A 21282-nucleotide genomic window follows, 5' to 3' on the forward strand; every position below is an offset into this window, starting at 1 on the left:
CAAAAAAATGAGAAGATGGATAAACTTCGTAAGTTGAATCTATTTGCGGGAAGTTCCAATGAAGTTTTTGAAGGCGATGCTAAAAAGAGCATGGACACAGTCGTGAAGAATTTGGCATCTGGATTGAATATGATACAGGGTGATTTCGCGAGCTTCGGTGGGACATTCCCCAAACATTCTGGAAAAACGTTGAACTGGGCTAATAGTATCGAAGGTGAATGGGATAAAAAAGCCAAGATAGATGAAGATTATCAGAAGGTGCTTGAGAAAATAAAAGACGGGAAAGAGCTTAATGACGATGATGTGAAGAAGATCGATGCTTATAAGAAGCGATTTTCGAATAGAGATATACCAGAGACAGTCCAATTGGCTGTTGATAAGCATAAACAGGCAATTGAAGATAAAAAGTTAAAAGCAGCGGCTAAAGAAGTGTCAGAAAAGGAAGGGGTTCCTTATGAGGAGGCTTTAGAGCTCGTAGGTTCTACAGTTGCAGAAGAACTTACCTCATCGCAACTTGAAAAAATTAAAGTTTATTATCCAAAACTCGCAGAATATATTCAATACTTTGCTAAAACAGATAAAATGGGTAATGTACATATATCTATGAATTCAAACGTAAAAGGTTATACTAATAATGTAGTAAAAGAGACAACTAAAAGTTTCCTTAAACGTTTGGCTTCAGAGGTAGACATTCCAGTACCAGGAACTAATTCGTCTGTTGGAATTTCAGCAGTAAGTTCGGCATTTATAGGCTATGATTATTATAATAATTTGCAAAACGAGAATGCGGGACGTGCCTTTATGCATACGGCAGCCACAACTACATCTACAGCAGTAGGAGTTGATATGCTGACTACAGGAATCTTATATACTAGTACAGGAGGTAGTATGTTCACACCAGCTGCAATGGAATTAGTTGGATTTATGGGAAGTCATCCAGTTGGATGGGCTATTATGGCAGGCATTGGAATTGGTTATCTTGCAACAGTAGCCTATGATAATAATTTTTTAGGTATTAAAGATATAGCTAATGATTTTGGTGATAATCTTAATAAAGGACTAGAATGGGTGGGGGATAATATTCATTCGGGTCTGAAAAAAACAGGTGAATTTATTGATTCGACATTAGATGGCGTTGGCAAAACTTTTGACTCAGGTATAAAGTCAATTCAACATGTTTTTGGTTTTTGATGAGGTAGGAATTAAGTGGAATTAAAATTTAAAAATTCAAGTATGACATGTTTTCAGATTGTCCAGTTAGATCAAGAATCAAAGAAGTATATCATGGATACAAGTACAATGAGTCCAAAGAGTTATTACTGGGGATTTAAAACAGATACGATTACAGTGGGTATGGTGGAGATCGAAAAGAATAACAATCAGTTCGAAATTAAGCCTACAACACCTGTAAGTACAACAATGGCAGCCATTATCGTACAACCAATTGTCAAAATTGGTTACGATGTTATAAAGCGGCTTTTTATTAAAAACAATCTTAGTGAGCAAGTGTTATTAAAGTTATTACTCTTTGCAATTTCTATGCTTATTTCTTACTTTGCCATTTTGATTTCATTAAAGGTGGCCCATAAAAAAGCAGATAAATGGATTCCTAAAAACAGCCATAAATACACAGTTACCTTTACAACTATTAAGAAAAGTAATGGAGGAGTATATCCTTTGGTTGGAGCAATTTTCATTTGTTTACTTTTCTTTCTTGGTTTGAATAATGGAACAGAAGGAGCTTTTTTGGTAATCAATGGAATCGTATCCTTATTCTTTTTCATGTTTACTCTAGGAAGTTATCCAATTGCTTATCCCTATAAGCAAGGTCAAATTGTGGTTAAAAAGATTGAAAAATTGTAGAAGAAAGGAAATAAAATGTCAATATTACCAATCGGAACAATCGTATATTTAAAAGAAGGAAGTCAAAAACTCATGATTCTTAATAGGGGTGTGACTATTGATCAAAATGGGGAAAGTGTTCTTTTTGATTATTCTGCAGCCTTTTACCCAATAGGATTAAATCCAGAACAGTTATTCTATTTTAATCGTGAAGATGTGGATAAAGTTGTATATCCTGGTTATAGCGATGAAGAAGAGGAGCGATTTGCTGAAATCTATCAACGTTGGCTTGATGAGAACTCGGAGACTATTAAAAAAGGTGTAACGAAATCTAAATAACACGATAGAATTTTATCATCAATGGTTTATACTGAAAATTTATAACTATTAATTTTAGAGAGAACCACGGTTCTCTCTTTTTCATCCACAACTTTCCCCACCTAGTAACTAACTTGCTCTTCAAACTAATTTTCGGTATGAATAGTAGAAAATATTCTTAAATCTAACTCAATCATAAAAGAAGGAAAATAATCCATGAAAAAGATGCTACTATTACTGGCGAGTGTGCTTGTTTTAACAGCCTGCACTCAGCCGAAAAAAGAGGCCAAGGAGGCAACCGCAAGCAAAACGGAGCAAACTACAAAGGCTTCCTCGTCTGCTAAAGAGGAAAAGGGGTTGAAATTTGTAGTCGCGCCTCAATTCGAAGGAAAGACATCAGAATTGATGGAACTGGGGAAAAAGTTAGTTAAAGAGCATTCGGAAGTTGGCGATCAAGGGGATATCACTGTGTATTATACAGGGAACACCTATACTGTAGAGCAACAAGAATATGCAGTATTTATGTTGGTCAATAAAACTACAACGAATATTGACCATGATGCGACCTTTAAAATTAGCTGGAGTTATGATGGGTAATCTGTTTACCAAGATCAAGTGGTCCAGTATAGTCTATCGAATAATCCTAAGTTACCGACCCAATCAGCGACTCTCTTGTTGCTTCCTTTGACGAGTGAACAAAACTCGATCGTAGAGAAGATATCAGATGAAACGAAGATGAGTCTTAGTATGTCAGATCTGATGATGAAGTAGGTGATGGGTATGCCCGATATCAGAATACTTCTAGTAATTGCTGTGGCTGTTATTGGATTTCCTTTGTTTAACGTACTCTTTTTTGGACATTTTTATAGAAGAGAAGTTAGGATTAAGACTCTCTCTTCAAAGAGCATTGAGGGAGTGGTAGTTGGCTATAAGAGGTCACAAATTGTAGCGGCTCCAATTGTCGAATATAGAGTGGATGGTCAGACCTATCGAAATAGCCTGAAATATTATTGGGTGGTGCGGGCAACACTTCCTTGGAAAACGAATCAAGCAGCCAGCGATATCGATTTGATGGCACAAAGGATAACCATCTACACCAATTCTACAGTCTCAAAGGGCAATCTTTTTCAAGATGCTTTTCCACTGGGATCGAAGATGACGGTCTGGTATAATCCAGCCTGTCCAAAAGAATCATACGTTGAACGCTATAGTGGACTAGACAAATCTTATAAGCGCGAAATGTGGATTGGAATCTGGATGTTAATTTTATTGCCTATTTTAGCAGTTGTGGCCATCATCATGGGGATGAAGTATAAATGATAGATCAGCCTTAACTGAATAAATGACGAAGAGAAATCACCGACCTATCGGTGATTTTTTTGTCTTCACTTCTCCCTCGAATTAATCCTTAAATTGTGATAAAATAAGGGTTACGAATGTTTTTGAATGGTCTGTTTTTGCTTAGAAGCGGGCCACTCAAAAGCGAGCAAAAGAATCAAGATCAAGGGAGAAACAATGTCCAACACCTTTGAAATTTTAATGGATCAGCTGGATATGCCGCTGGAGATGCGATCTTCCAGTGCCTTTTTGCATGCGGAGATTCAAGAAGTCGTGGTGCACAAGGTCAGTCGGGTTTGGGAGTTCCGCTTTGCTTTTGCGGAAGTCTTGCCGATTGCTTTGTTTAAGGAATTGCGCCAGCGCTTGAAGGATGAATTTTCAAAGACAGGAAACCAGGCGACCTTTACCATCCAAGTGGCTAATCCGGATTTTTCTGCGGATTTATTGCAGGCCTACTACCGAGAGGTCTTTGAGGAAGGACCTTGTGCTAGTCAAGGCTTTAAGGGACTCTACCAAGACTTGGAGGTGCGCGCGGAAGGGCAGGAATTGATCATCTCTGGGCCTTCTTCGGTTGATACGGAGCATTTTCGTAAGAACCATTTGCCAAATCTTGCCAAGCAGTTGGAAGCCTTTGGTTTTCCACATTTTACCTGTCGAGTGGAGTCTGATGAGGAGTTGACAGAGCAAGAAGTGGCGCGCTTTGAGCAGGAAAATGAAAAGATCTTCCAAGCGGCCAATGAAGAGACCTTGCGGGCCATGGAATCCTTGGCTCAGATGGCTCCGCCACCAGCGGTTGAAGAAAAGCCAGCCTTTGATTTCAAGGCTAAGAAGGCGGCGACTAAACCTAAGCTAGACAATGCTGAGATCACTCCGATGATCGAGATCACGACAGAAGAGAACCGGATTGTCTTTGAGGGTGTGGTCTTTGACGTGGAGCACAAGGTGACACGGACCGGTCGGGTTTTGATCAGCTTTAAGATGACCGACTATACCTCGAGTTTTTCCCTTCAGAAATGGGTCAAAAATGAGGAAGAAGCCCAGAAATTTGACATGATCAAGAAAAACAGCTGGCTACGGGTGCGGGGAAATATCGAAATGAATAATTTCACGCGCGACTTAACTATGAATGTCCAAGACATCCAGGAGGTCGTGCATTATGCCCGCAAGGACCTGATGCCAGAAGGTGAGCGCCGGGTGGAATTCCACGCCCACACCAATATGTCGACCATGGATGCCCTGCCGGAAGTCGAAGAGCTAGTTGCCAAGGCAGCTGGGTGGGGCCACAAGGCGGTGGCGATCACCGACCATGGCAATGTACAGAGCTTCCCACATGGCTTTAAAGCAGCCAAGAAGGCTGGGATCCAGCTGATCTATGGGATGGAAGCCAATATCGTAGAGGACAATGTGCCCATCACCTATAACGAGGTGGATCTGGACCTTAATGAAGCGACTTATGTGGTCTTTGACGTGGAAACGACGGGACTTTCAGCCATTTACAATGACTTGATCCAGGTCGCCGGTTCTAAGATGTACAAGGGCAATGTCATTGAGGAGTTTGACGAGTTTATCGATCCGGGCCATCCTCTGTCGGCCTCTACGACCCAATTGACAGGGATCACCAATGAACATGTCCGTGGGGCCAAGCCTTTGGTGCAGGTCTTGAAGGAATTTCAGGCCTTCTGTGAGGGAACCGTTCTTGTCGCCCACAATGCCACTTTTGACATGAGCTTCATGAATGTCAACTACGAGCGTCATGGCCTTCCAAAAATCACCCAACCAGTCATCGATACGTTGGAATTTGCCCGCAACCTCTACCCATATTTTAGATGGCATAGCTTGGGGCACTTGACCAAGCGCTTTGGGGTCGCCTTGGAACATCACCATATGGCCAACTATGATGCGGAAGCGACGGGGCGCTTGCTTTTCATCTTTATCAAGGATGTAGCAGAAAAGCATGGGGTGACCAATCTCAAGGATTTGAATATCGATCTGATCAATGAAAATTCCTATAAGAAGGCGCGGGTCAAGCATGCCACGATCTATGTCAAGAATCAGACCGGCCTTAAGAATATGTTTAAACTGGTCTCTCTTTCTGGGACCAAGTATTTCGAAGGGGTCCCACGGATTCCCAAGACCGTGCTGGATGCCCACCGAGAGGGCTTGATCCTTGGATCAGCTTGTTCTGAAGGAGAAGTCTTTGATGCGGTCATGTCGCAAGGGGTGGATGCGGCGGTCGAAGTGGCCAAGTACTACGACTTTATCGAGGTTATGCCACCGGCTATCTACGCGCCTCTCATTGCCAAGGAGCAGGTCAAGGATATGGAGGAGCTTCAGACCATTATCAAGAGCTTGATCGAAGTGGGAGATCGCCTAGGTAAGCCCGTTCTTGCCACAGGGAATGTCCACTATCTGGAACCGGAAGATGAGATCTATCGGGAGATCATTGTCCGCAGTCTCGGGCAAGGGGCCATGATTAACCGGACTATCGGCCATGGAGAAAACGCCCAACCAGCACCCCTACCAAAAGCCCATTTCCGTACAACCAATGAAATGCTGGATGAATTTGCCTTTTTGGGAGAAGACTTGGCGCGCAAGATTGTTATTGAAAATACCAATGCACTCGCAGAGACCTTTGAGCCAGTCGAAGTGGTCAAGGGCGACCTCTATACACCATTTATCGACAAGGCCGAAGAAACAGTTGCCGAGTTAACCTATCAGAAGGCCTTTGAAATCTATGGAAATCCACTACCTGATATTGTGGATCTGCGGATTGAAAAGGAATTGACCTCTATCTTGGGGAATGGATTTGCTGTGATTTATCTGGCCTCGCAAATGCTGGTGCATCGTTCCAATGAGCGGGGCTACCTGGTTGGATCGCGTGGATCCGTTGGATCCAGCTTTGTGGCGACCATGATCGGAATCACCGAGGTTAATCCGCTCTCGCCTCACTATGTCTGCAGCCAGTGCCAGTACAGTGAATTCATCACGGATGGTTCTTATGGATCAGGGTTTGATATGCCCAATAAGGACTGTCCAAACTGTGGACACCAACTCAGCAAAAACGGGCAGGATATTCCCTTTGAGACCTTCCTTGGTTTCGATGGGGACAAGGTACCCGATATCGATTTGAACTTCTCTGGGGAAGACCAGCCGAGTGCTCACTTGGATGTTCGCGATATTTTTGGGGAAGAATATGCCTTCCGGGCAGGAACGGTAGGTACGGTCGCAGCCAAGACCGCCTATGGGTTTGTTAAAGGCTACGAACGGGACTATGGCAAGTACTACCGAGATGCCGAGGTCGAACGTCTGGCCCAAGGTGCCGCTGGGGTCAAACGGACGACCGGTCAGCACCCAGGGGGAATCGTTGTTATTCCTAACTACATGGATGTCTATGACTTCACCCCTGTTCAGTATCCAGCAGATGATGTGACAGCTGAATGGCAGACCACTCACTTTAACTTCCACGATATCGATGAGAACGTCCTCAAGCTCGATGTCCTCGGGCATGATGATCCGACGATGATTCGCAAGCTTCAAGACTTATCAGGCATTGACCCCAATGAAATTCCTATGGATGATCCAGACGTCATGGCTCTCTTTTCTGGGACAGACGTTCTAGGAGTAACTCCTGAGCAGATTGGGACCTCTACGGGTATGCTGGGAATTCCAGAGTTTGGGACCAACTTCGTTCGGGGCATGGTCGATGAAACCCATCCGACGACCTTTGCCGAGTTGCTTCAGCTCTCTGGTCTGTCTCACGGTACCGACGTGTGGTTGGGAAATGCTCAAGACTTGATCAAGGCGGGCATTGCCGATCTATCGACCGTTATCGGGTGTCGGGATGATATCATGGTCTACCTCATGCACGCGGGGCTCAAGCCTAAGATGGCCTTTACCATCATGGAGCGTGTGCGGAAAGGCATGTGGCTCAAGATCTCAGAAGAAGAGCGCAATGGCTATATCCAAGCCATGAAGGAAAACAATGTTCCTGAGTGGTACATCGAGTCCTGTGGAAAGATCAAGTACATGTTCCCCAAAGCCCATGCGGCGGCCTACGTTATGATGGCCCTTCGGGTGGCCTACTTTAAGGTGCATCATCCTCTCTATTATTACTGTGCCTACTTCTCGATTCGGGCCAAGGCCTTTGATATCAAAACCATGGGAGCTGGCCTGGAGGCCGTGAAAGCTCGAATGAAAGAAATAGCTGAGAAACGCAAGAATAATGAAGCTTCCAACGTAGAGATCGACCTCTACACCACCCTTGAGATTGTCAATGAGATGTGGGAGCGTGGCTTCAAGTTTGGCAAGCTCGACCTCTATCGCAGTCAGGCAACAGAATTCTTGATCGATGGGGACACCCTCATTCCACCATTTGTCGCGATGGATGGTCTAGGAGAGAACGTTGCCAAGCAAATCGTGCGGGCGCGTGAAGAAGGAGAATTCCTTTCTAAGACGGAGCTCCGTAAGCGTGGCGGTGTCTCCTCAACCCTGGTTGAAAAGATGGATGAAATGGGCATTCTGGGCAATATGCCAGAGGATAATCAGTTGAGTTTGTTTGATGATTTGTTTTGATGGATAAATGATTTTTATTCAAAAGAATTAGCTACCCTTAACTACAGATTCATATGAATTTGTAGTTTTTTAAAAAATACGATAAAGGCAGATAAAATGAGTATTCAATTTACTTCAAAAAAGGTTGGAGAGCTATTGAAAGAAGGGAATTTGCGGATTCCTTCTTATCAAAGACCTTATAAGTGGAACAGAAAGCATATTCGTAATCTTTTTTATGATTTACGAGATGCTATGGAAAAAAAGGAATATCAAGTTGGCTCTGTTATCTTTCATGATAATGGTGGATACTTAGATATTGTAGATGGGCAACAACGACTAATTTCTATTTCCTTGTTTCTTCATTCATTAGAAAAGTTAAAGGATTATGAAGGCGCTAATCAACTTTTAGGTGCTGAATTTGGAGAGATATCCTGCTATCATGCAAGCGAAAATTATAACGAGTGGGAAAATTTAACTCAATTGGTTGGTACAAGCCAGGCAAAAGATATTTGCGAATTTTTATTGGAAAATTGTTCTATTTCTTGTATCATCATGCCAGAGGAACGTTTGGCAGAAGCCTTTCAATTATTTGATTCTCAGAATAATCGTGGAAAATCTTTAGAACCTCATGATTTACTCAAAGCCTATCATCTGCGACAACAAGACTCAGAAGATGAAAAAATTGTTGAGAAATGGGAGCAGTTTGTGGAAGATGACGATTTAAGTCTGAAAGATTTATTTGATAAGCATCTTTTCCGTATGAGACGTTGGTCTAGGGGAGAAACAGGACTAACTAACAAGCGTTATGGTTCTTATCTGCGTTTTACAGAAGATTTTATTGACGATTTTAAAGGTGTTGATTTAAATCAGAATTTTCCATACCTAGAATTATATCGTCATATTGAAAACTTCCCTATGTCAATTACTATGCCAATCATAGATGGAAGCAAATTTTTTGAATATATTGAATCTGTTCATCAAATGATTAAAGATCATATAGATGTTTTAAATAAACAGTTAGGAATTTTTAATGATCCTAAGAGTGAAGAAAATGGTTCAGATTACCCTGAAGGTATGTTAAAAATTTACAATAGTTCAAAGGGGCGCTATCGCAAGTGCCACAATCTGTTTCTAAACATTTGTTCTCTCTTTGCGGAGAGATTTGGAAAAGATAAGCTATCAAAGGAAATAGTAGAAACCTTGTTTATTTGGGCTTACTACCCCCGTGTGAAGTCTCGAGCCATATATGACGCTACTGTAGGAAACTACGCTGCAGGCGGGAAGTTCAGACAAAGAGAAGTTCAAAAACTATTTCAAGTTTTAGCCCATGCTGTGACTCCGAATGATTTCATGGTTAAGATAGATAGAGAATTATTTGAAAATTATACGATGGAACAAATTATAGAAGAGGAAAAAGATAAATGGTAGAAACACATATAAGCTTATCCGTTAACCGTTTGTTAAATGAAGATACCTATGCTATTCCTCTTTATCAGAGAAATTTTGCTTGGACTTATGATGAAATTGAACAATTATTGAACGATGTGGCAGATGCTTTTCAAGAAAAGAGAGACAATTATTATATTGGAACATTAGTTGTTAATGAAGAGAATGATCTTTTCAAAATAATAGATGGGCAACAACGGACAACAGCACTTAATTTGATTGCCTTAGCTTTGAAGCATGAGTTTGGTTTTGATAGATTGAAAGCTGTCAATCTTACCTTCCCAGCTCGGAAGAAATCAAACGATAATATTCAAAAACTATTTATCAATGAAAAAATTTCTGAGGACGATGAAAATGAATTAACTAGAGGTTACAGACATGCTAAAGATGCCTTGAAAAAAGTGCTAGGAGAGCGCCAACTTGAACCTCAGCCCTTCGTTGATTATCTTTTTAATAAAGTCATCATTTTTCGTAGTATTCTTCCTAAAGATTTAGATTTGAATCTTTATTTCGAACGTTTCAATTCTCGAGGAGAACAACTAGATGCTCATGAGATTCTTAAGGCGCAAATGATGGCTAAGTTCGGTATAGATCAAGAAATGGCTCAAAAGTTTGCAAGAATCTGGGATGCTTGCGCAGAGTTTGATAAGCCAGTAGCAAGTCAATTTAAGATGAGGCGGAAGAGGGCAGATAATTTTCAGGAGCGTGAACGTATTTTCGGATGGCACTTTTCAAATTACTCTTTTCATAATATTTATGATGACATTGATTTTTATCAAAATGAAAGAAGAAAGTTATCAGATATATTAGGAATAAAGGTCAATGAAAAAATTACAGAATCAGAAAAAGATTTTGGTGACTATACCCAAGTTATTGATTTTCCGACGTTTTTACTCCATGTATTGGCAATTTGGGAAGGTAAGGATACCAGTGAGGTTCAGTTAGATGATAAGAAACTCTTAACTCTATTTGATATAAAAAATAAAAATGAGACTTGGGTTATTGAGTTCAGTGAATTCCTTCTTAGAATGAAACATATTTTTGATAATTTCATTGTTAGAAATTCAAATATGGATTCTTCAAGCAGAAATAAGGATGAATGGTTTTTGCAGAAGGGTACTTACTATGAATACCAGCCAAATGGAAAAGCAAAAGAGCATTACATAGTTGAAGAACGCTTTACTAAGAATACATTTTCAGATTCAGAAATGAACAAAAACATCATTCTTCTTCAATCTATGTTTGCTGTGACTTTCACTGCCAATCGTGATAGTCGTTGGTTATATGAAAGTTTGCGATTCCTCTTCAACCATATTGAAGAGTTAGATCAACCGGAATTTGGTTCTTATTTTAAGGATTTTCTTGAAATAATGGCTGTAAGATTTGCTGAGGGAAGATTATTCACCGAGGAAGATATGATCAAGAAATATGGTGATATTCCTGTTTATGCATTCAATTTTGTTGATTACATCTTGTGGAAAAACCGTGAAGAATTAGGAAGAAAGTATAAAGGTATAAAATTTGATCAGTTCAAATTTGCATATCGTCGTTCTATAGAGCATTGGTTTCCGCAACATCCAAATAGTGATGAAAGAGTTGAGAAAATGGATGATCAATTCTTACACTCCTTTGGGAACCTTTGTATCATTACAGATAGTCAAAATTCGAAATTTGGGAATTTAGTTCCGAGTGCAAAATATAAACAGTGGGAAGGAATTTTTGATCGTCAGAGTTTAAAATTACAAATAATGGCTAGCATAACAGAAAAAACTAAATGGGAATCGGATCAGATAAAAGGATTAGAAAAAGAAATTTTACTTATGGTCAAAAAATTTATAGAGAGTAAGTCATAAGAATTGCCTTAATCATCAATATTAAAATGCAATTGTATATCTTTTGTATTTACAATATCCTTCTTTTTGTTATAATAATCAATAGAAAGAAGGTGAGAGTATGTCTAAGACGAGTATGAGTATTCGTTTGGATAGTGAGGTTAAGGAACAGGCCCAACAGATTTTTAATCATTTAGGGATGGATATGACAACAGCCATCAACATTTTTCTCCGTCAGGCTATTCAATATCAGGGCTTACCTTTTGATGTTCGATTAGATGATAATGGGAAGTTGCTCCAAGTCGTAACGGATGTAGAGCAAAATCGGAATATGAGTCACCCCTTTGAATCAGTTTCAGACTTGATGGAGGACCTGCGTGCTTAAGATTCGTTAGTGGCAGACCATGTGCTGCTCCTTTCTACCGCTATGCTCTCGGGAGCAATTGCTCTAGCCGGCTTATTTTCAGCCTTGAAAGATTAACTGATAGCCTCTATTTTCCTGTTGAAAATAGAGGTTTTTCAGTCTTTTCAGATCTGATAAGTATTTTCTTTGGCACTGGATTGTGTTACAATTTTTAGTGATAAGTGTTTGTAATAAGGAAATAGAAATACAATGGATGTTCTTCCAAAAAAATGAAACAGAGGAAAAGCGCGTGGCAAGATATTTAGTAGGGCCTTACAACAATAGTTGGAACTTTATGGATGCGATTGAAAAAGCGCAGGATGGGGATACCATCGAGTTTGAAAATGGGTATGTCTTTCAATGGCCGACAAATAAAGTGATCGAGATCGACAAGAACCTTCATTTCGTGGGGCATGTGGTCCCAAATCCAAATGGCAATGGGCGCATGTTTAACAACATCATTGAGGCTTCCTTCCGATTTGTAGAGGGAGCTCAGGTGACGTTTGAAGACTTGTGGTTTAAAGTTGGTGGGAATTATACTACATTGATCTTATGGAATAGCTCAGACATCACCTGTAAAAAGGTCTATTTTGAAATCACCACTCCAACAAATAGTGAATTTTTTATCTATATGGATACGCATTCGAAAATGACATTGGATGGAGTTGGGATGAAGGTTCCGGAAAAACACCAAAGTGTCATCGGAATGTCAGCATCAGAATTGTCCATTCAAAATTCAACGATTTTTTCTAAGATAGATCTGTCAGAAGGATCTAAATTGACCTTAGAAAATGTCCATATTGAAAAATTTGGGAATAATACGATCCATGCCAAGGACTCAGAAGTGATCGCAAAAAATTCAACGATTACAGGCGGGGATCTGGAAAAGGACTTTCCACCAGTTTGGTTGAGGAATGTCATCTGGGAGTCTAAAAACTGTAAAATTGAGTTGCCTACCGGTACTGGAGTCTGTCTTGATAATAATGTTCAATTCAATTCGGATTCGGATCGTATGACCTCCATCAATTCATTCAATAGTATGATCCGAGCTCACCAGGCTACATTTACAGAATTTTTATGCGTCTATGAAGAGTCCTTTGCTTCCCTGACTGGGGAAACGACCTTCTTGAATGAGAATGCCGAAACCATTTCATTTGGCGTTTTTGATGATGGTGTGCTGATGGCTGAGCATCTGATTTGCCATAAGATTGCGGCTCCTAATATACGGCTTCAAGGTGGAGCCTTTGTGAAGGTGGGCACCGTGACCTATAGGCAGGGCGATGCGCGTGATCTGACCAAGGAAATCGAGGATGGTTGTGACTATCTCATTGGCAGAGAAGTGGCCAAGGGCAATGCGCAAGTCGTTGCTACGGGACAGGCAATGGATGCAACGGTGGCATCAACCCCTACAACGGGCTCTGGACCAGAGAAGAAACAAGAGGCTCTTCAGGAACTCAATAGCCTGATCGGTCTTGAAAAAGTTAAACATGAGATCAAGAAAATGATCAACATGGTGGAATTTAACAAGAAACGAATCGCCAGTGGTAAGGCCCCTGAAAAGCAAACACTCCATGCGGCCTTTATGGGAAACCCTGGTACAGGGAAGACCACGGTGGCCCGTCTGTTGGGACAAGTGCTCTTTGATGCAGGTGTCCTCTCAGGGGAGGAATTCCGTTTCGTGGAAGCAACGGAGTCCGATCTGATCTCTTCGAATATTGGAGGAACGGCTGAACAGACCCAAGCCCTGCTTGAAAAAGCGCGAGGAGGCATCCTCTTTATTGATGAAGCCTATAGCTTGGATAAAAAGGACAGCGGTGCGGACTTTGGGATCGAGGCGATCAATACCATCCTCAAATTTATGGAGGACAATCGTGACGACATCATGATTATCTTTGCCGGCTATACCAAGGAAATGGAGGAGTTCTTAAAGACCAATCCAGGCCTTCGTTCTCGGGTACCAAATAATTTCATCTTTGAAGATTTCACAGGAGATGAGATTGTCCAACTAGGTGAAATGATCCTGAGCAAAGGTGACTACAAACTCGAAGACCGGGATTACTATGCGCGGCATGTTAAACGGGCTTATGATGGCTCGCTAGATAAGAGCAATGGTCGCTGGATCCGTAACCTGGATGAGCAATTGACCAAGACCATGGCAGATCGGGTGGTGGCCCAAGGTTCTGACGATATTGAGACCATCCTCAATAGCGACATCGATGCTGTCCTTAACCAAGGCAAGTATCAAGCAGGAGCCGACAAGGAAGAAGATGGGATGGCTGCCCTCAACCGATTGGTTGGAATTGCTAAGGTGAAAGAGCAAGTTGAACAATTCGTGGCCATGGCTGAGTTCAACCAAAAACGGGCTGAACAAGGTGGCATCGTTGAAGATACGACCTTGCACTCCCTCTTTCTTGGAAATCCCGGTACAGGGAAAACGACTGTGGCCCGCATTTTGGGTAATATCCTCTTCCAAAAGGGGGTTATCAAGCAGAAGAAGTTCATCGAAGTATCCCGGAGCAATCTGGTTGGAGGCTACCAAGGTCAAACAGCCTTGAAGACGCGCGAAGTTTTGGAGAGTGCACTGGGTGGAGTCCTCTTTATCGATGAGGCCTATACGCTCTATACCGGTTTAAATGACGATTTTGGGAAAGAAGCCTTGGACGAAGTCCTCAAATTTATGGAGGACCACCGCCGCGATATCGTTATTATCTTTGCTGGTTACACGAAAGAGATGCACGACTTCTTGCAGGTCAATTCAGGTCTACAAAGCCGGATCCCAACTACATTTGATTTTGAAGACTACAGCCCAGATGAGATCGTGGAGATCGGTTTGTTAGGATTGCGTAAGCAAGGTTACCAGGTCAATGAAGCCCTTTATGGAGAGATTGTGAAAGGGAATTATATGCGTGCCAATGACCATAGTAATGGTCGCTGGGTCCGCAATCTCAATGAAAAACTCTTGCGCCAAGTATCAACTCGGGTAACCCGTGAAGGTAGTACAGACTACAATTCCATTTTGGATCAAGATTTGGAAGCTTTGAGAGAGAATAGCAGTTCAGAGCAACCCCATACCGTGGATGATCAAGGCTATGTTCTTCCTTAAGCTAGAAGGGACAAGAAAAATGAGGCTGGGACAAAAGTCCTAGCCTCTCAATTGTTTTTGGATTGTCGAGCAAGACGCAGTTGTTGAGTGGGCTCTAATACGCTGATTTCATCAGCTTATACAGGCCTACTCAACTGTGCGGAGGTGGAACGACGAAATCGAATTCTAACGAATGACCGATTTCTGTCCCACTCTCTTTTTGCATGGACTTATGGTATACTAGGAGAAGATTATTCACTTATGAAGGAGAAAGCAATGGTTTTACCAAATTTTAAAGAAAACCTCAAAAAATACGCTAAATTGTTGGTGGCGAACGGCATCAACGTGCAACCTGGCCATACCTTGGTCTTGAACATTGATGTGGAACAAAGAGAATTGGCCCACTTGATTGTGAAGGAAGCCTATGCATTGGGGGCGCACGAAGTGATTGTCCAATGGGCAGATGATTTTACTACCCGGGAAAAATTCCTCCATGCACCGATGGATCGTTTGGATAATGTGCCAGACTATAAGATCGCGGAAATGAACTACCTCTTAGACCACAAGGCTAGTCGTTTGGGTGTGCGCTCGTCTGATCCAGGTGCCTTAAATGGTGTTGATGCAGAGAAGCTTTCTGCCTCTGCCAAGGCTTTGGGTATAGCCATGAAACCAATGCGCATCGCTACTCAATCTAATAAGGTCAGCTGGACAGTTGCTGCAGCAGCAGGTTTAGAATGGGCGAAAAAGGTCTTCCCAAATGCGGCGAGCGATGAAGAAGCAGTGGATCTCTTGTGGGATCAAATCTTCAAGACTTGTCGAGTTTACGAGGAAGATCCAGTCAAGGCTTGGGAAAAGCATGCTGCTATTCTCAAGAGCAAGGCAGATACATTAAATAAGGAACAATTCTCAGCCCTTCATTACACAGCCCCAGGGACTGATTTGACCCTTGGCTTGCCGAAAAACCACGTCTGGGAATCTGCCGGAGCCATCAATGCCCAAGGTGAAAGCTTCTTGCCAAACATGCCGACAGAAGAGGTCTTCACAGCTCCTGACTTCCGCCGTGCAGAAGGCTATGTCACCTCTACAAAACCGCTTAGCTACAATGGAAACATCATCGAAGGCATCAAAGTGACCTTTGAAAATGGAGAAATCGTAGATATCACAGCAGAAAAAGGCGATCAAGTCATGAAAGATTTGGTCTTCAAAAACAAGGGAGCGCGTGCCTTGGGTGAATGTGCCCTCGTACCAGACCCAAGCCCAATTTCCCAATCAGGCATTACCTTCTTCAATACGCTCTTCGATGAAAATGCCTCTAACCACTTGGCCATCGGAGCAGCCTATGCAACCAGTGTAGAAGGTGGCGCAGAGTTCACAGAAGAAGAACTCGAAGCAGCCGGCCTCAACCGCTCAGACGTTCACGTCGACTTCATGATCGGTTCAAGCCAAATGAATATCGACGGCATCCGAGAAGACGGCACCCGCGTCCCAGTCTTCCGCAACGGAGATTGGGCAATATAGGGAGCAGGACAGAAATCGGTAACTCGAAGAGTTTGATTTCTACCTCGCTTTTCGATTTTAAGGCTCGGGCAAAAAAGGTCCACAGGACCTTTTTAGTACCCCCGCACAGTTGATTAGGAAGTACGAGTCCCGCAGGTAGGAGTAGTTCCAATCAACCACTGCGCCAAGAGACAGAAATCAGTAGACGTAGTCTCGTAAAAAAAGTAAGGTAGTAGTGATGATTCACTACTACCTTACTTTTTTGTCATTTACCCTATTCTAATATCAAAAGGCCTTCTTTGATTTCAAATGGGTTATTTGGGTTGATGCGGTCATAGAACATGATGCCGTTGGTGTGGTCGATTTCATGTTGAACAACGATGGAGTTGTAGCCTTTGAGTTTGATGCGTTTCTTTTCCCCATCTTTTGTGAAATACTCAACCGTCACGCGGGCATGGCGAACCACATAGCCTGGGACGTTGCGGTCTACTGAGAGACAGCCTTCCCCGTCGCCAAGAGCTGCATCTTGAACAGAATGGGCGACAACCTTTGGATTGTACATGACTTCTTGAAGGCTATAGGCTTCTTTTGGTGGGTTGCCATCGGCATCTTCTGGATTGGGAACCAAAACAGCGATGATTCGTTTAGAGATATCCAGCTGAGGGGCAGCGAGTCCCACTCCTCCACGGAGGCCAAGTTTTTCAGCCATAACAGGGTCTTGAGAATAGTGCAAGAATTGCATCATTTTTTCACCCAGGATAATTTCCTGATCAGACAAAGGGAAGGTCACATCTTCTGCAACAGCTCGAAGTGTTGGATTTCCTTCGCGGATAATGTCATCCATATCAATCAAATGGGACGCTCTTGTAACTTTTTCAATTGCTTTCATCGTTTTACTCTCACTTTCTTTCTACCCTCCATGATAACACAAAAGAGCCTAAAATTAAAGTTATCTGTCGATGGTTTCCGCATGTTTGATGGACAAATCACTCATCATTTTGGGATCTAAAATCGTATAGACTCGCCCTTCTCTTTGGACTAACCCCTCTTCGATCATCTGCTTGATGACGCGGTTAAGGTGGCGGTAGCTGATCCCAAAACGCAGGGCCAGCTGATTCATCTTGGGTTTGAGGGTCCCATTTTCATCGCAATGTTCCAGAAAATGCGTAGCGAGGCGTTCCTTGACCGAATAATGAAAGTTGGCAGGAGCCAAATAGTTGATCTGGTGCAATTTCTCAGCCAAGGTCTTGGCCGTAGAGCGCAAAAAGGTTGGATCAAGCAGGAGGCGTTTCTTAAAGTGCTGGGCTGGGAGCTGGACGACTAGCGAGTCCTGGTCTGCAATGACCGATGTAATACAGACCCGATCGAGCAGGAGCTCAATCTCTCCTAAGAGTCCAGGTTTTTCTTGGATTTCAAGGATGGTGTCACTGCCGTTTTCAAGACTGTGAACGATCTTGAGCCGGCCTTTGAGAAAATAAGGAATGACATCTTGCTCAGAACCCTGGCGGCAGATATAATCTCCAGCCTGGTAGAGAACGAGGTCCAGCTGGCTGAGGCAGTCGCCCGGAAAGATCTGGTCCAATTGGTAGTCTGTGATGATTTCCTTGAGTCTGGTAGATGGGGAAATTTTTTTCATCTCAATCTCCTAAAATAGGACAAATGTCCTGTTTTTCTATTTCTAAATTGATTATACTAGGATTCTATTAAAAATACTAGTTTGAATCTTTTCTGAAAAAACCAGTAAAATCAAATGTTACCAGTAAAGTGTAGGAAATAAACAATGAAAAAAACAATGGAAAGAATCAGTCTCTTGAGCTTGTCGCTCATGTTGATCTCATCTTTTTCAATAACAGCCGGTTTGCCGGCTATGAAGGCCTATTTTAGCCACTTCGGCTATTCAGCAGGCCAGGTAGAACTCTTGGTTTCCCTGCCAGCCTTTGCGGTCGTGGCCATGCTCTTTTTAAATAGCGTGATCGAGCGGTGGATGAGTGAGCGTCAGATGATTGTCGCAGGGCTTTTACTCTTTTCAACTAGCGGGCTCTTGCCTTTGGTCGTACAGGACTATCCTCTCATCTTTCTAAGTCGTTTGCTCTTTGGTTTGGGGACAGGAATGATCAATGCCAAGGCTATTTCGATTATCAGTGAGCGCTACTCGGGCAATGACAAGACTCGGATGCTGGGCTATCGGGGATCTGCTGAAGTGGTGGGCTCTGCCATCTTGACCTTTATGGTGGGACAACTCTTACCCCTAGGCTGGCCAGCGATCTTTGCCGTATATGGTGGTGGTTACTTGATTTTACTCCTCTATATCCTTTTTGTCCCTTATCCTAAGGAGAAAAAACAGGCTAGCTTGAAGGTGAAAAAGTCAGGATCCGTCCGCCTTCGCTCTCCTCAATGGCGTTTTAGTCTAATGCTAGCCGTGATTGCTGGTATCATCATTTGTTTCAATTCCATCATTAGCCTGCGCGTGCCGGATATCATTGTTGACGCTCGTATGGGAACGGCGACAACAGCTGGAACCGTCTTGAGTCTGATGCAATTAACAGGGATTGTAGCAGGGGTAGGCTTTGCCAGTTTGACACATGTTTTCAAAAAGAACTTGCTCATGATCATGTGCATTGGTTTCGGTCTAGCTCTGGCTTTGATTGGCTTGTCCGGACAGCTGTGGAGCTTGGTTCTAGGAACCCTCTTAGCCGGATTTACTTACAGTACGGGAGTCACCAGTATCTTCTATCACCTATCTGAAAAAATCCCGACCAATCTCCTGAACCTTGCGACCTCGCTGGTCTTGATCGGCTGCAATCTCGGATCAGCCCTCTCTTCTTTCTTCATCCAGTTGGTGACGCCACTAGCTCCCTCTAATAACCTGCTCTTTGTCTGGATTGGTGCTTTGATGGTCCTAACGGGAGTTTTTGCCTCACAATTGTTAGCACGAACGAAATGATGGAGAAATCATTTCGTTTTTTTAATTCAATCTATTGCGTCCTGTCACTAGCTCGTGTTATTATAGGAGGAGTGTGAAAAAAAGATTAGTTTAAAGGAAAAAATAATGAAAAGAATCATGGAGAAAGTGAGTATTCTCGCACTTTCATTTATATTGACGACTTCGTTTTCAATTTCGAGTGCGCAGTCGGCCATGTTTGCCTATTACAAGGGAATTCCTCACAGCATGATTGAGCTCTTGGTCTCGCTTCCTTCAGCAGGGATCATGGTTTCACTCATCTTCAATAAATGGATTGGACGCCTTTTTTCAGAGCGTCAGATGATTGTGACGGGCTTAGTTGCTTACGCTCTATGTGGCTTTATTCCCTTAATCAGTCCAGCCTATCCGGTTGTCTTTTTGTCTCGGATTATTTTTGGGATGGCAGTTGGTTTGCTCAATGTTTCTGCCATTGCCATTATCAGTGAGCGCTATAAAGGAAAAGAACGCGTCCAAACCCTAGGCATTCGTGGTTCTGCAGAGGTTGTTGGGACGGCCGTTTTAACCTTTGGAGTCAGCCTTTTGATTCGCTTTGGCTGGCAGGCTGCCTTTCTCGTATACGGTATCAGTATTCCTATCTTACTTTTGTATCTCTTATTTGTGCCTTATGGATCTAAGACAGAAGCAGTGGAGGAAAAACACCGGGATGTCAAGATGACGGGGGGACAATGGCGGACGGCACTAGGCTTAGCAGTCGTTGCGGCAGCTATCGTCTTGTCCAATGTCATGATCACCGTTCGGATTCCAAGTGTGGTCGAGCAAGTAGGGCATGGTACTGCCCAAACTGCTGGGATTATTTTAGCAACCATGCAATTTGTCGGAATCCTTGCAGGATTAGCCTTCTCCCCATTAACCCAGCTCTTCCGCGATCGCTTGTTGGTAGTTTCGGGAGTGGCCTATGGCTTGACCCAACTGTTGATCGGGGTTTCTACCAATCTCTGGATGCTCGCCATTGTGACCATCCTTGCAGGTTTTGCCTATAGTGTGGCTCTCACAACTGTTTATAATGTCTTATCTGATCAGATGCCAGCTGGAGTATTGAGTCAGGCAACATCCATTGCGGTGTTGGGGTGTAGTGCAGGTTCGATCGCAACGACCTTTGTCCTTAGTCTATTAGGGACGATCTCATCTGCTCCAGCCTTCATTTTTGGATTTTCTGGTATCCTCATGATCCTGATTTCCTTTTTTGGCCTTTGGATTGTGCGAAAGAGCGGGAAGTAATCATGCGGCTAGATAAATTTTTAGTGGATTGTGGCGTGGGGAGTAGGACCGAGGTCAAGCAGCTTCTCAAGCAAAAGAAAATCGCAGTGAATGGGAAAAAAGAGACAGCAGGGAAGCTACAGATTGATCCAGCCAAGGATCAGGTGACCTTTATGGGGGAAAATCTGGTCCATGAAACCTTTGTGTATTATCTGCTTCATAAACCAGCTGGAGTCATCTCAGCGACTGAGGATGACCATCACCAAACTGTCTTGGATCTATTGGATGAGACAGCCCGTCACAAGGAAGTCTTTCCTGTCGGGCGCCTAGATATCGATACCCATGGCTTGCTCCTTTTGACCAATAATGGTAAGCTCGCCCATGCCATGCTTTCACCGAAGAAGCATGTGTCGAAGGTCTACCGTGCCCAGGTGGCTGGGATCATGGATGAGGCAGATGTGGCCCGTTTTGAAGCAGGCATTGCCCTCAAAGACTTCACGACTTTGCCTGCGAGATTGCAGATCTTAGAGGTGGATGAGACAAGCGCCAGTTCCTATGTCGAAATTGAAATTGCAGAAGGAAAATTCCATCAGATCAAGCGCATGGTCGCTGCCTGTGGCAAGGAAGTAGTGGATTTAGAGCGGATCTCGATGGGTCCTCTAACGCTAGATCCCACTCTTCAATTGGGAGAATGGCGGAGACTCCAACCTTCTGAACTCAAGTCCCTAGAGGGGTTCGGAGTTTCCTTATAAGCAAAAAACTAAGAGGCTGGGACAAAAGTCCTAGCCTCTCA

General features: G+C 43.0%; 15 protein-coding genes and 1 pseudogene. 14 read left to right on the forward strand and 2 right to left on the reverse strand.

What is annotated here, in order from left to right:
* The 11 genes and pseudogenes from HMPREF2917_RS10970 to HMPREF2917_RS09420 form a co-directional block, all read left to right on the forward strand.
* The coding region (locus HMPREF2917_RS10970) for a hypothetical protein (RefSeq protein WP_256324274.1) at window positions 1-1191 on the forward strand (1191 nt) is incomplete at its 5' end.
* A 15-nt stretch (window positions 1192-1206) separates the two neighbouring features.
* On the forward strand, window positions 1207-1863 hold the full coding sequence (locus HMPREF2917_RS09375) for a DUF443 domain-containing protein (RefSeq protein ID WP_080980939.1): 657 nt from the start codon (window positions 1207-1209) through the stop codon (window positions 1861-1863).
* A 15-nt stretch (window positions 1864-1878) separates the two neighbouring features.
* A complete protein-coding gene (locus HMPREF2917_RS09380; RefSeq protein WP_049491006.1) occupies window positions 1879-2181 on the forward strand; it encodes a DUF4176 domain-containing protein in 303 nt (100 codons plus the stop codon).
* Window positions 2182-2376: 195 nt separating this feature from the next.
* Window positions 2377-2931 (forward strand): annotated as a pseudogene (locus HMPREF2917_RS09385) (hypothetical protein).
* Window positions 2932-2940: 9 nt separating this feature from the next.
* On the forward strand, window positions 2941-3480 hold the full coding sequence (locus HMPREF2917_RS09390; RefSeq protein ID WP_070590573.1) for a DUF3592 domain-containing protein: 540 nt from the start codon (window positions 2941-2943) through the stop codon (window positions 3478-3480).
* 195 nt (window positions 3481-3675) lie between these two features.
* On the forward strand, window positions 3676-8070 hold the full coding sequence (locus HMPREF2917_RS09395) for a PolC-type DNA polymerase III (RefSeq protein WP_070590435.1): 4395 nt from the start codon (window positions 3676-3678) through the stop codon (window positions 8068-8070).
* Window positions 8071-8166: 96 nt separating this feature from the next.
* The gene (locus HMPREF2917_RS09400; RefSeq protein WP_070590437.1) at window positions 8167-9477 is read left to right on the forward strand and encodes a DUF262 domain-containing protein; all 1311 of its coding nucleotides are present in this window, start codon (window positions 8167-8169) and stop codon (window positions 9475-9477) included.
* Window positions 9471-11348 (forward strand): DUF262 domain-containing protein, encoded by a 1878-nt coding sequence (locus HMPREF2917_RS09405; protein WP_070590439.1) that lies wholly within the window; start codon window positions 9471-9473, stop codon window positions 11346-11348. The genes HMPREF2917_RS09400 and HMPREF2917_RS09405 overlap by 7 nt, the downstream gene beginning before the upstream one ends.
* Window positions 11349-11448: 100 nt before the next feature.
* On the forward strand, window positions 11449-11712 hold the full coding sequence (locus HMPREF2917_RS09410) for a type II toxin-antitoxin system RelB/DinJ family antitoxin (protein ID WP_070590442.1): 264 nt from the start codon (window positions 11449-11451) through the stop codon (window positions 11710-11712).
* 268 nt (window positions 11713-11980) lie between these two features.
* A complete protein-coding gene (locus HMPREF2917_RS09415; RefSeq protein ID WP_070590576.1) occupies window positions 11981-14833 on the forward strand; it encodes an AAA family ATPase in 2853 nt (950 codons plus the stop codon).
* 255 nt (window positions 14834-15088) lie between these two features.
* A complete protein-coding gene (locus HMPREF2917_RS09420; RefSeq protein WP_070590446.1) occupies window positions 15089-16330 on the forward strand; it encodes an aminopeptidase in 1242 nt (413 codons plus the stop codon).
* Between the two features lie 253 nt (window positions 16331-16583).
* On the opposite strand, the gene def is transcribed toward HMPREF2917_RS09420, so the two are convergent.
* Entirely contained in the window at window positions 16584-17198 is a 615-nt protein-coding gene (gene def / locus HMPREF2917_RS09425) for a peptide deformylase (protein WP_049491628.1), read from the reverse strand.
* Between the two features lie 60 nt (window positions 17199-17258).
* Window positions 17259-17945 (reverse strand): cyclic nucleotide-binding domain-containing protein, encoded by a 687-nt coding sequence (locus tag HMPREF2917_RS09430; RefSeq protein WP_049491631.1) that lies wholly within the window; start codon window positions 17943-17945, stop codon window positions 17259-17261.
* Window positions 17946-18089: 144 nt separating this feature from the next.
* Here HMPREF2917_RS09430 and HMPREF2917_RS09435 point away from each other — a divergent pair, with 144 nt between their 5' ends.
* The 3 genes from HMPREF2917_RS09435 (at window position 18090) to HMPREF2917_RS09445 (ending at window position 21241) form a co-directional block, all read left to right on the forward strand.
* Window positions 18090-19253, forward strand: a complete 1164-nt coding sequence (locus HMPREF2917_RS09435; protein WP_049491633.1) for an MFS transporter — start codon at window positions 18090-18092, stop codon at window positions 19251-19253.
* A gap of 105 nt (window positions 19254-19358) precedes the next feature.
* Window positions 19359-20510 carry an MFS transporter gene (locus HMPREF2917_RS09440; protein ID WP_070590449.1) on the forward strand — a complete coding sequence of 384 codons (1152 nt, stop codon included), beginning with the start codon at window positions 19359-19361 and terminating at the stop codon, window positions 20508-20510.
* 2 nt (window positions 20511-20512) lie between these two features.
* A complete protein-coding gene (locus HMPREF2917_RS09445) occupies window positions 20513-21241 on the forward strand; it encodes a pseudouridine synthase (protein ID WP_070590451.1) in 729 nt (242 codons plus the stop codon).
* The last annotated feature ends 41 nt before the right edge of the window (window positions 21242-21282 follow it).

It is taken from the genome of Streptococcus sp. HMSC061E03 (assembly GCF_001813505.1).
In the GTDB taxonomy this organism is placed as follows: domain Bacteria; phylum Bacillota; class Bacilli; order Lactobacillales; family Streptococcaceae; genus Streptococcus.